General features: G+C 69.2%; 9 protein-coding genes. 4 read left to right on the top strand and 5 right to left on the bottom strand.

Annotated elements, in window-relative coordinates; genetic code table 11:
* Positions 1–1,031: amidohydrolase family protein (locus tag ACLBYD_RS11575; protein ID WP_447816542.1), on the bottom strand; the 1,031-nt coding region annotated here is incomplete at its 3' end.
* A 365-nt stretch (positions 1,032–1,396) separates the two neighbouring features.
* Here ACLBYD_RS11575 and ACLBYD_RS11580 point away from each other — a divergent pair.
* Positions 1,397–1,618: a helix-turn-helix transcriptional regulator gene (locus ACLBYD_RS11580; protein WP_120283190.1), complete on the top strand. Its 222-nt coding sequence runs from the start codon at positions 1,397–1,399 to the stop codon at positions 1,616–1,618.
* Positions 1,615–2,157: a DUF2029 domain-containing protein gene (locus ACLBYD_RS11585; RefSeq protein WP_447816543.1), complete on the top strand. Its 543-nt coding sequence runs from the start codon at positions 1,615–1,617 to the stop codon at positions 2,155–2,157. Before ACLBYD_RS11580 ends, ACLBYD_RS11585 begins: the two co-directional genes overlap by 4 nt.
* On the opposite strand, the gene treY is transcribed toward ACLBYD_RS11585, so the two are convergent.
* The 3 genes from treY to ACLBYD_RS11600 are packed head-to-tail and all read right to left on the bottom strand — an operon-like array spanning position 2,154 to position 9,003.
* Positions 2,154–4,547, bottom strand: coding sequence for a malto-oligosyltrehalose synthase (gene treY, locus ACLBYD_RS11590; protein ID WP_447816544.1), 2,394 nt, complete (start codon positions 4,545–4,547; stop codon positions 2,154–2,156). The two genes, ACLBYD_RS11585 and treY, sit on opposite strands and share 4 nt — an antisense overlap.
* A complete protein-coding gene (gene glgX, locus ACLBYD_RS11595) occupies positions 4,544–6,853 on the bottom strand; it encodes a glycogen debranching protein GlgX (protein ID WP_447816545.1) in 2,310 nt (769 codons plus the stop codon). Before glgX ends, treY begins: the two co-directional genes overlap by 4 nt.
* 47 nt (positions 6,854–6,900) lie before the next feature.
* Positions 6,901–9,003: an acyltransferase family protein gene (locus ACLBYD_RS11600; protein WP_447816546.1), complete on the bottom strand. Its 2,103-nt coding sequence runs from the start codon at positions 9,001–9,003 to the stop codon at positions 6,901–6,903.
* A gap of 149 nt (positions 9,004–9,152) precedes the next feature.
* On the opposite strand from ACLBYD_RS11600, the gene ACLBYD_RS11605 reads away from it, so the two are divergent.
* Positions 9,153–10,442: an adenosylmethionine--8-amino-7-oxononanoate transaminase gene (locus ACLBYD_RS11605; RefSeq protein WP_447816547.1), complete on the top strand. Its 1,290-nt coding sequence runs from the start codon at positions 9,153–9,155 to the stop codon at positions 10,440–10,442.
* A gap of 9 nt (positions 10,443–10,451) precedes the next feature.
* On the opposite strand, the gene ACLBYD_RS11610 is transcribed toward ACLBYD_RS11605, so the two are convergent.
* Positions 10,452–11,240 carry an alpha/beta fold hydrolase gene (locus tag ACLBYD_RS11610; protein ID WP_447816548.1) on the bottom strand — a complete coding sequence of 263 codons (789 nt, stop codon included), beginning with the start codon at positions 11,238–11,240 and terminating at the stop codon, positions 10,452–10,454.
* A gap of 99 nt (positions 11,241–11,339) precedes the next feature.
* On the opposite strand from ACLBYD_RS11610, the gene ACLBYD_RS11615 reads away from it, so the two are divergent.
* Positions 11,340–12,286 (top strand): 8-amino-7-oxononanoate synthase (locus ACLBYD_RS11615; RefSeq protein ID WP_447816549.1); only part of this gene is annotated, 947 nt, incomplete at its 3' end.

Genomic DNA, 12,286 nt, shown 5'->3' on the forward strand with positions numbered 1-12,286 from the left:
GAGTCGGAGTGCGGGTAGTCGCATTCCCACGCGATGGTGTCGACGCCGAGCCGGTGACGGTTGTTCAGTCCGCTCGGTTCGGTGATGTAGCAGGCGAGGAAGTTCTTGCGCCACACGTCCGTCGGGCTCATCCCGGCCGGCAGAAAGCTGGTGCCGGTCCAGGACTGGTTGACGATGTGCCGGTCGATGCGGTCGAGCCACGGGGCGACCCAGCCGACCCCGCCCTCGCTCATCGCGACCTTCAGATCGGGGAACTTCTGGAAGGCACCGCTGAGCATGATGTCGGTGGCCGCAATGGTGGAGATGAGCGGCGTGAGGATCATCATGTCGTCGATGTTGAAACCGGCCGGGCGCTTGACGAGGTTGATGCCGCCGCCGATGTGCAGGGACAGCACGATGTTGTGCTCGACGCATGCCTTGAAGATCGGGTCCCAGTGCCCGGACTTGAAGTCGGGATAGCCCTCGCCGACGCCGTAGGGCGTCTCCGGGATGCTGATCGACCGGCATCCCATGGCGGCGATGCGCTCGATCTCCTTCACCGATTCCTCGGCGTCGTAGAACGGGACGATGCCGATGGGGATGAACCGCCCCGGGTGGGCGTCCGGGACCTCGCCGACGACCCAGTCGTTGAACGCCTTCAGGGCGGCGAGGGAGAGCTTCTTGTCGGGCAGGCTCGCCAGGTGGGTGCCGGCGAAGCCGGGGAAGGTGGCGAACAGGGTCGCGGCGAGGGTGCCGTTGGCGTCCATATCGCGCACGCGCAGGTCCATGTCGTAGACGCCCGGTCGCATCTCGGCGTAACCGGTGGGGTCCATGCCCCATTCGTGCTTGGGCCAGGAGACGACCGCGTTGAGGCCGGAACTGCCGACGACGGTGCCCTGGAACTGCCAGGCCTGCACGTTGGGGTTGCGGGGATGGGCGGTGAGTTTGGGAGCCTGGTCCATCAGGCTCTTGGGGAAGTGCTTCTCGAAGATGTCCGCGGGTTCGACGACGTGGTCGTCGATGCTGATCATCACCATGTCTTCGGTCTTCATCGAATCCTCTCCCTGACTGCGCAAAGTCCTGCCGGCGACGGCGCTCGCGATGAGAACTAGATTTCCGTATTCGAGAACATAAATCAAGGACTGCTGCGTATCGGGTGGATTCCGTAGGTGACGATCCCGAATCCACCCCTCGTCGGGATCGGATCCTGCTCGGAAATCCCGGCATTGTTGCATGATTCGCCGAAGGCCGGAGCGGTGTCGGAACCTTCGACCGCGAGAATGTAATTCTCTATTTCGTGATCGACTACACCGAGGGGTGATCGCATGTCCGGCTCGACGGGTGTGCCGGGGTGGTTCGACGATCGAAAATGACAAGAATGCTTGACATGAAATGACAAGCAGAGTTTACTTTTGGTGTGACCGACACACCGAGGAGCAACCGGGTCCGCGAATTCCGCAAGAAAGCGGGACTCACCCAGGCCGCGCTCGGCGACGCGGTCGGCGTCAGCAGACAGAGCATCGTCTCGACGGAGAAGGGTGACTACGCGCCCAGCGTGTACCTCGCCCTGCGTCTCGCCCTCAGACTCGACAGCACGGTCGAGGAACTGTTCCCGCTCACCACCAAGGAGCCCTCATGACGGTCTTCGTGAAAACCGCGCGCTTCATCGGCGATCTGGACGACGAATTCTACCGCGACGAACGTCAGCGAGACGTCTGGAACGAAGCATCGGCGGTGGGATTCCAGTTGTCCCTGTGGATCGCGCTGGTGGCGGCGGCGCTGCTCCCGTGGCTCGCCGACCGCCCCGGGGCGTGGACGGCACTGGGCATCCTCGTGGCCTGGTTCGTCGTGTCGATCGTGACCCAGTTGTACGCGCGGCAACGCGACGTCGACCTGTACGCCACCGCGAAACTGTGGCGACCCCGCAATGCCGCCGCCGCCGCGCTCTATCTCGTCGGCGTCGCCGGCATCTTCATCCGCCTGCGCTACGAGAACCATCCTTTCGAGAACCATCCTTTCGAGAACCATCCTTTCGAGAACGACGCCGCGACCTGGGCAGGGCGTGTCGCCGGCGCGGCGGTCGTCATCGTCCTCGCAGGACTGGTTCTCGCCTGGAGTCGGCGACGCACCCAGCGCCGGCTCGACGCGGACGAAGCGCTCGACGCGCTCGAGGACTAACGCGCGCGGACGAGTGCTGCGACCGGCTGGGAGTCGAGCAGATCGGCGACCCGCACCCGACCGGTGAAGGAGCGTCCGGTCAGGGCATCCGACCAGTCGCCGTCCGGCAGGTCGACGGTCGTGTCCTTCCACCCCGAACGCGACAGCGCCACGGTGCGGCGGGAGGCTACTGCGAGTACGTCGAGGTCGTCCGGCGCCGGACCGCGGCCGAATGCGAGCAGGTGCTCGGCGGCCGGGCCGGTGGCGAGGACCGGAACGTACGCCCCGCCGACGAAGCTCGCCGGTCGTTCACGGCGCAACCGGAGCGCGGTGCGCACGATCGTGAACTTCGCCGGCGCCGAATCGGGGGCGTCGAGCAGCCGCCGTCGGGCGTCGAAATCCACCGGTCGCCGGTTGTCCGGATCGACGAGCGAGTCGTCCCACAGTTCGGTGCCCTGATAGACGTCGGGAACGCCCGGACCCAGTAGTTGCAACAGTTTCTGGCCGCACGAGACTGCCGCGACGTGCGGTTCGACCTCGGTCACGAAAGCGGTGAGCTCACCCGCGACCGGCCCGTCGATCACCGCGTCCAACCAGCTGTCCACCGCGGTCTCGAATTTCTCGTCGACCTCGGTCCACGTGGTGCGGGTTCCGTTCTCGCGCAGCGCCTTCTGCGCGTAGGCATGTACCCGTTCGCGCAGTTCGTCGGTCACCACTCCGTCGAGCGGCCAGACTCCGAACAGGGTCTGCCACAGGAACAGTCCGATCGCCGGATCCGGTGCGGGCGCCGACTCGTTCCACGACCCGAGCCGACGGGACCACACGTCGGCGACCTGCGAGAGCACACCGATCCGCGCCCGGACGTCCTCGCTGCGTTTGGTGTCGTGGGTCGACAGGGTGGTCATCGCCCGCGGCCAGTGCCGTGCCCGCTGGGTCCACGCGAGGTGGAACTCGGCCGGGGTGGCCGAGAAACGGCCGGGTTGCCCGCCCACCTCCTGCAGCGAGATCAGCCGCGCCGCCCGATAGAACAGGCAGTCCTCGACCGCCTTGGCCGTCGCGGCACCGCACACCTGGCCGAAGCGGGACGCGGCCTCACCACCGAGGGCCATCGCCCGGGCGAACACCGCGAGCGCGGGATCGAGCGCGGGTTGCGTCCGCGCGAGGTCGCCGACGATGCGCGGCACCAGGGTCGCGAGCGGCGTGTAGTCGGCGCGGTAGACGGGAAGCTGTGCGGCGACGGCCATCACGGCCTCGCGCAGCGCCGCGTCGTCGCACCCGGTGTCGCCGGTCTCGCGTCGGATCGCCCGCACGAGGCGGCGCACCTCCGGCGCGAGCCCGCTGCCGAGCACCGATCGTTTGAGGTCGTGTTCGCGGGCGTGCAGCCACGGCGCGTCGCCTTCGGCGCCGGTGAACCTGCGCGACAGGGCGTTCAGCTCCGTCTCGCCGGCCGGATCGACGAACACCGTCGACAGTTCGCCGAGTGCGTCGTAACCGGTGGTGCCGTCCACCGGCAGCGTCGCATCCAGCGGTTCGGCATCGCCGAGGATCTTCTCGATCACGAGCCACCGCTCGGGGCCGATCACCTCGCGCAGGCGCGCGAGATAACCGGCCGGATCGGCGAGACCGTCCGGATGGTCGACGCGGATCCCGTCGACCAGATCGTCGGCGATCCACGACGCGACCTGCTCGTGCGTCGCGTCGAACACCGCGGGATCCTCCACCCGCACCGCGGCGAGATCGTCGACGGTGAAGAAGCGGCGGTATCCGATCAACCCCGAGTTCCACGCCACGAGCCGGTAGGCCTGCCGCGCGTGGACCTCCTCACCGGTGCCCTCGTCGGTCCCGGGAGCGATCGGGAATCGCTTGTCGTAGTAGGCGAGCATCGGCTCGTCGCCGGAGCGGTCGACGGTCAGCTCCTGCACCGCGTCGTCCGATCCGAGCACCGGCAGAGCGATCCGACCGTCCACACCGTTGTCGCCGGCGAGGTCGAGATCGAAGAACGACGCGTAGCGCGACCCGGAGCCGTGCTTCAGGACGTCCCACCACCACGCGTTCTGACGTGGGTCGGCCACCCCGACATGGTTGGGGACGATGTCGACGACCAGCCCCATGCCCCGTGCGCGTGCCTCCCGCGACAACCGTTCCAGACCCTCGCGTCCCCCGAGCGACTCGGAGACCGTGCCGGGATCGACCACGTCGTATCCGTGGGTGGACCCGATCGTCGCGCTGAGGACGGGGGAGAGGTAGACGTGCGAGACACCCAGGGCGTCGAGGTAGTCGAGCAGGGCGACGGCGTCGGCAAAGGTGCACTCGTCGCCGCGCATCTGGAGTCGGTAGGTGGACAACACCGGCGCAGTATTCCCCGCGCCGGCGCCGCTCACACCTGCCGACTCCGTACCGCCGGTGGTCACCGGGTCTTCCGGAGCACCAGAACCGAGCGTGCCTGCACCCGGACCGGCTTACCGGCGACGACCGTCTCCTCGCGCAGACCGTCGGGAACGTCGGTGTCGAGCGCGACCGTCCATTCCTCGGCGTGCGGGCCGTCGGGGGTGACGAACTCGATCGGTTCGTGATGGGCGTTGAAGCACATCAGGAACGAGTCGTCGACGACGCGCTGCCCCCGCTGATCGGGTTCGGGGATGCCCTCGCCGTTGAGGAAGACCGCGAGCGACTTGCCGAAACCGCTGTCCCAGTCCTCGGGCATCATCTCGTCGCCGGCCGGTGTGCGCCACGCGATGTCGCGGGACTGATCGCCGCTGCGGATGGGCCGGCCCTCGAAGAACCTGCGACGCCGGAAGACAGGGTGGTCGGTGCGCAGCGCGATCACGTTGCGGGTGAACGCGACCAGGTCGGCGTTGGACTCGGCGAGCGACCAGTCCACCCACGACAGTTCGTTGTCCTGGCAGTACACGTTGTTGTTGCCCTGCTGGGTGCGACCGAACTCGTCGCCGTGGGCGAGCATCGGCGTGCCCTGCGACAGGATCAGCGTCGCGAGCATGTTGCGCTGCTGGCGCCCGCGCAGCGCGAGGACCTCGGGATCGTCCGTGGGGCCTTCCACGCCGCAGTTCCACGACCGGTTGTGCGACTCGCCGTCGCGATTGTCCTCGCCGTTGGCATCGTTGTGCTTCTCGTTGTACGACACCAGATCCGCGAGGGTGAACCCGTCGTGGGCGGTGACGAAGTTGACCGACGCGCCGGGACGGCGGCCGGTGTCCTCGTACAGATCCGACGAGCCGGTCAGGCGCGACGCGAACTCGCCGAGGGTGGCCGGTTCGCCGCGCCAGTAGTCGCGGACCGTGTCGCGGTACTTGCCGTTCCACTCCGTCCACTGACCGGGGAAGTTGCCCACCTGGTAACCGCCCTCACCGATATCCCACGGCTCGGCGATGAGCTTGACCTGCGAGACCACCGGATCCTGCTGGACGAGATCGAAGAAGGCCGACAGCCGGTCGACGTCGTGCAGCTCGCGCGCCAGGGTCGACGCGAGATCGAACCGGAAGCCGTCGACGTGCATCTCGGTCACCCAGTAGCGCAGCGAGTCCATGATCAGCTGCAGGGTGTGCGGGTGACGGGCGTTGAGGCTGTTGCCCGTTCCCGTGTAGTCCATGTAGTAGGCCTTGTCGTCGTCGACGAGGCGGTAGTAGGCGGCGTTGTCGATGCCGCGGAAGCAGATGGTGGGACCGAGATGGTTCCCTTCGGCGGTGTGGTTGTAGACCACGTCGAGGATCACCTCGATGCCTGCCTCGTGGAAGGCCCGCACCATCGCCTTGAACTCGGCGACCACGGCGCTCGGCTTGGTCGACGACGAGTACTCGGCGTGCGGCGCGAAGAACCCGAAGGTGTTGTATCCCCAGTAGTTCCGCAGCCCCTGGTCGAGCAGCACCTGGTCGTGCATGAACTGGTGCACGGGCATCAGTTCGATCGCGGTGACGCCGAGATCGAGGAGATGGTCGATGATCGCCGGGTGCGCGAGACCGGCGTAGGTGCCCCGCATGTGTTCGGGGACGTCCGGATGCGTGGCCGTCATGCCCTTGACGTGGGCCTCGTAGATGACCGTCTCGTTGTAGGGGCGACGGGGATGACGATCCGTCGCCCAGTCGAAGAACGGGTTGATCACCACGGTCGTCATGGTGTGGCCCAGCGAATCCAGGCCGGGCAGCTCCGCGGCGGCGTCGGAGGTCTGCCCCGTCGCGATCGCCTCGGGCTCGGCGTCGTCGGTGGACGCGGCGTCGCCGGTGTCGGTGTCCTCGGTGCCCGGGTCCTCGGTGTCGTCCGTGCTCTCGTCCATGCTCTCGTCCGAGGCGCTGTCGGCCTCGGGCTCGGCACCGGGCAGCGGGTACGAGAACAGCGACGGGTCGCCGTCGAACGACCCGTCGAACGCCTTCCCGTAGGGGTCGAGGAGCAGCTTGCTCGGATCGCACCGGTGACCGTTCTCCGGATCGAACGGACCGTGCACGCGGTAGCCGTAACGCTGGCCGGGGGAGACCGTCGGAAGGTAGGCGTGCCAGACGTAACCGTCCACCTCCTCGAGCGGGATGCGGGTCTCGCTCCCGTCACGGGAGATCAGGCACAGCTCGACCTTCTCGGCGATCTCGGAGAACAGTGCAAAGTTCGTGCCCGCCCCGTCGTAGGTCGCGCCGAGGGGATAGGGGGATCCCGGCCACACTTCCAGGGTCTCGGGCATCTCGTCGCTGGCGCTCGCTTCGGTGGTCTCCATGCCCGCCAACAGTAGTCTTCCGGCGGTCCCGGCACCGGGTGAGCGCGTCACCACCAACCGGTGGCGGGACCGAGTTGTCGGCCGAGCTCGGGCGTCAGCGTCCGGACGTAGGTCGTGGTGAGGTGGTTCTCGTCACGATAGATGAGGATGTTTCCCTCCACCGCCCGGCACAGATCCTGCCGGCAGAACTTGTCGGACAGGTCGAGCAGCGACACGGTGGGCAGGTGCGCGGAGGCGGCGACGGCCGGGTCGATCGGGTCCAGGGCCTCCTCGCGCGGCACCCCGCACGTCTCCGCGGTGCCGCCCCCCGCAAGGCAGTCGGCGGCCCGATAGGCGAGATCGCCGCGGAACAGCCACGGGTTGTCGCGGATCGCCACCACCGGGATGCCGTAGTCGGCGAGCGTCTCCCACAGATCGACGTACCAGAACGGAACGAAGTCGCCCGGTCCCTCGCCCTGGTCCTTGGTGCGCGTCGACGTGGTGAACACGTAGTCGGGCGGATCTGCGCGCAGTTCCGCGAGCACGGCGGTCGACCACGTGTCGCACTCGACCGTCGGGGACTCCTCGACGAGCGGGGCGAGGGGATCGGAGAGCGGGCACCCGACCTTGAGATAGGTGTCGAGGCGGAAACCGTGTTCGATGCCGAGCGCGTCGAGCGCGGCGAGCCAGTGCTCCGAGTGCGACCCCCCGACGATCACCATGCGGCGGGTCGCGAGCGGGTCGCCGTAGGTACAGGTCAACGGTGCGCGATTGGTGTGCTGGGCGATGCAGTTGTCGAGCGTCGCGGGAGGCAGGTCGCGATGGGCGACGAGCAGCGGCGGTTGCACCGGTTGCGGCTCGGTGGAGACGGCGGGATCGAACACCGCAGCGCCGGGGTACAGCTCCGTCGGCAGGGCGGCGACGCCCTCGAGGGCCTCCGTCGAACGGTCGACGTGGGTGTGCCAGAGGTTCGCGGCCCCGACGAGGGTGACGGCCAGGACCGTCACGAGACCCACGAGCGCGGTGCGGGACGGCCGAGGGGGTTCGACGCGGCGGATGGGGTCCTCGAACCACCGGGTCGACGCCTCGGCGAGCAGCAGCGACAGGGCGATCACGACGAGCCCGCCCACCAGGCCGACCGACGGGTGTCCGAGCACGATCAGGTAACCGATGAGGATCGGCCAGTGCCACAGGTACAAGGCGTAGGCGATCGCCCCGAGGCGCACCATGGGCGCGGACGCCAGCAGTCGCGCCGACGGCGTGTCGTGCTCTGCGCCGGAGTCCGAGCCAGGGCCGGAGCCGGAGCGGATGCCCGCGACGACGAGCGCCATGGCCGCACCGACGGGGACGAGCGCCCACGGCCCGGGGAAGAGGGAGTTGCCGTCGAGGACGAAGCCGCACGCGAGCAGCACCGCGAGTCCGAGCGCACCGAGCACGATCCGCAGCGCGCGCGGAACCCGCAGCCACGGCGACAGGCACATCAGCAGTCCGCCGAGAGTCAGCTCCCAGGCACGGGCGGCGCTGTCGTAGTACAGCCACGACTGCGGCCGGTCGGCGAGCACCGCGTACGCCAGCGACGCCGCGGTGAGGGCGGCCAGCAGCACCGTCAGGGGCAGGCGGACCGGCACCGACATCCGCCGCAACAGCCACGCGAAGCCGAACACCACCACGAGCGCCGCGATGTAGAACTGGCCCTGCACGGCGATCGACCACAGGTGCTGGAGCGGGCTGACCATCGGATCCGCGGCCAGATAGTCGCTCGCCGTGCGGGCGAGATACCAGTTCTGGAAGAACAGCAGCGACGCCCCGGTCTGGTCGGCCACCTCGAGCCACTGCGTGAACGGCCGCAGCACCACCGTGGCGGCAGCGACAGCGGTGAGAACGACGACGAGCGGAGGCAGCAGACGCCGGCCGATCCGCCGCAGGACGGGACGCGGATCGAGCGGGGCCGAGGAGTCGGCGGTCCTCAGGAGCGTGCCCACGAAGAAGAAGCCGGAGAGCGCCAGGAAGACGTCGACACCACCGGAGACGCGACCGAACCAGACGTGGAAGATCACCACGAGCGCGATCGCGAGACCGCGCAATCCGTCGATGTCGGCACGACGCGCGGGGCGCCTGCCTGCTGTCCGCGCGCCACTCTCGAGTTCCGGTCCCGAGGTGTGGACGGACATGTGACGGATACCCCCGGTGTCTTACGTGTTCGGCTGTGCTGCCGACCGGGCGACGAACGCACCGGCCGATTGCCGTGAGCGTCGTTCACGGCAACTCGGGCAGACTACGCGGCTGCGGGCGGCGACCTCCAACCGCCTACAGTCTGGGCGTGGGCAACTCTCCTCTCCCGGTCGAGCGGATCCGCACCCTCGACGCTCGGCACCTCTGGCACCCCTACGGCGCGTTTCCGGCGACCACCGAATCGTTGGTGGTCGACCGTGCCCACGGTACCCGGATCGTCCTCGCCGACGGTCGTGAGCTGGTCGACGGCATGAGTTCGTGGTGGGCCGCGGTGCACGGATACGGGCATCCCGTCCTCGACGCGGCCGTCCGCGATCAGCTCGACCGGATGAGCCACGTGATGTTCGGCGGCCTCACCCACGAGCCCGCCGCGCGGCTCGCGGAACTGCTCGTCGACATCACCCCCGCCGGTCTCGACACCGTCTTCCTCGCCGACTCGGGCTCGGTATCGGTGGAGGTGGCCGTGAAGATGGCGGTGCAGTACCAGCGTGCCGTCGGCAGACCGGGACGGCGTCGCCTGCTCACCTGGCGCGGGGGCTACCACGGCGACACCTTCGCCCCGATGAGCGTGTGCGATCCGGAGGGCGGCATGCACGCACTGTGGACCGACATGCTCGCGCGGCAGGTCTTCGCCCCCGCCCCACCGGCCCGTTTCGATCCCGACTACGTCGCGCAATTCGAGGCGATCCTGCTCGAGCACGTCGACGAGCTCGCCGCGATCGTGGTCGAGCCGGTCGTCCAGGGCGCCGGCGGCATGCGCTTCCACGACCCGCGGTATCTGCGCGAGCTGCGCAGGATGTGCGACGAGCACGGACTGGTACTGATCTTCGACGAGATCGCGACCGGTTTCGGGCGCACAGGCGAACTCTTCGCCGCCGACCACGCGCAGGTGAGCCCGGACGTGATGTGCGTGGGCAAGGCACTCACCGGCGGATACATGACCCTCGCGGCGACATTGTGCACGCGGGCCGTCGCCGAAGCGATCAGCGCGGGGGAGGGCGGCGGTGTGATGCACGGCCCGACCTTCATGGGCAACCCGCTCGCGTGCGCCGTCGCCGTCGCGGCGGTCGAACTGCTGCTCTCCCGCGACTGGCGGGCCGAGGTGGCGGCGGTGAACGCGGGACTGACGGAGGGACTCGCGCCGGCACGCGAGTTGCCGGGGGTCGCGGACGTCCGCGTCCTCGGAGGCATCGGCGTGATCGAACTCACCGATCCGGTGGACATGCGCGCGACGACCGACGCCGCCGTGGCGGCCGGGGTGTGGCTGCGGCCGTTCCGCAATCTCGTCTACGCGATGCCGCCCTACATCTGCTCGGCCGACGATCTCGCGGCGATCACCTCGGGGATGATCGCCGCCGTCGGCGCGAATGCCCGGTGACCGAAGGGGTCAGCGGACGGCGGTGAGGAACTCCGCGGTCGCGTCGGCCACCGCCGTCGGGGTGGTGACGTGCGCGAAGTGCTCGTGCCCCGCGAACTCGACCAGCCGGGTGTCGGGCATGACGGCCCGGAGGGCCTCGGTGGCCACGACGTGGTGTTGCGCGGTCCGCGAGCCCTGCAGGAACAGGGTCGGGGTCGTGACCGAGGCGTACGTCGACACGTCCGGCCCGTGACCGTCGATGACGCGCAGTTCGCGCACCCAGGTGGGTGCCAGTTCGGCCATCCGGGACCAGATCGGGGTTCCGCGTAGCCGATCGACCCCCGCGGCGGGGACGCGGAGGATGTCGATCATGGCGATGGTGAGCGCGCGGTCGAGGTCCCCGGCGTCCACCGCTGCCGCATACGGTTCGAGGGCGGCTCCGGCGAGCGGCCCGGCGACCGGCACCGGCGGTTCGTAGAGGACGAGTCCGGGCACGTCTACTCCCGAGGCGACGGCCGCGAGGGCGCACAATGCGCCGTAGGAGTGCCCGATGAGCGAGGCGTCCGGTCCGGCGGCGTCGAGAACCGCGGCGATGTCGGCGATCTCGGTGTCGATCGAGTACGCGTCGGCGTCGCCGCTGAGGCCGCGCCCGCGCCGGTCCACGAGATGGACGGTGAAGCGGTCCGCCAGGGCGGATGCCACGCGCGACCATTCGTCCCCGGTCGCGATGCTGCCGTGCACGACGACGAGACCCGGACCCTGCCCGAGCTTGCGGAATCCGATCGTCGTTCCGTCCCGGGACTCGATGTGGACGACCACGTCACATGCCTTTCGTCGGGGTCTGCCGGACCGTCCGAGCCTACGACCCGAGCCGACCGACGTGGCGACTTGAACGGTGTTCAAGTATGGTCACCGCTCATGACCGCACATCCCGCCCTGGCGTGGCTCGACGACACCGCAGCGGCGCGACGCGCAGCGGGCCTGCACCGCGACCCCGTCGTCCGAACCCCCGGCTCGACCGTCGTCGACCTCGCCTCCAACGACTATCTCGGCCTGACCCGCCATCCCGAGGTCCTCGCGGGAGCGACCGCTGCCCTGCGGCGATGGGGAGCCGGCGCCACCGGATCGCGGCTGGTCACCGGCACCACCGCCGAACACGAACTCCTCGAACGCGAACTCGCCGACTTCGTCGGGGCCGACAGCGGCCTGGTGTTCTCGAGCGGATACGCCGCGAACCTCGGTGCCGTCGCCGCCCTCGGCGGCAGGGACGCACTGATCGTCTCCGACGCCGGCGGTCACGCCTCGCTCGTCGATGCGTGCCGGCTGTCCCGCTCGAGGATCGTCGTCACCCCGCACAACGACGTCGATGCGGTCGCGCACGCCCTCGCGACCCGCACCGAGGCCCGCGCGCTCGTCCTGACCGACTCGGTGTTCAGCACCGACGGCGACCTCGCGCCGCTGCGGGAACTGCATCGCGTCTGCCGAGCGCACGGCGCGTTGCTCCTCGTCGACGAGGCCCACGGAGTGGGAGTCCGCGGCGCGGGGGGCCGCGGACTCGTCCACGAAGTGGGCCTCGCCGGCGAGCCCGATGTGGTCGTCACCGCGACGCTGTCGAAATCCCTTGCCTCCCAGGGCGGAGCCGTCCTCGCCGACGGGCGTGTGCGGGAACATCTCGTGGACACCGCCCGCACCTTCATCTTCGACACCGGACTCGCCCCGGCCGCCGTCGGTGCCGCCCGGGGTGCGCTGAAGGTGCTGCGCGCCGAACCCGCCCGTGCCGCTGCCGTGCTCGAGCAGGCCGCGCACCTGGCTCGTCTCACGGGCGTCGAGGCGCCGCCGTCCGCCGTGGTGTCGGTGATCCTCGG

The organism is Rhodococcus sp. C26F (genome assembly GCF_053345925.1).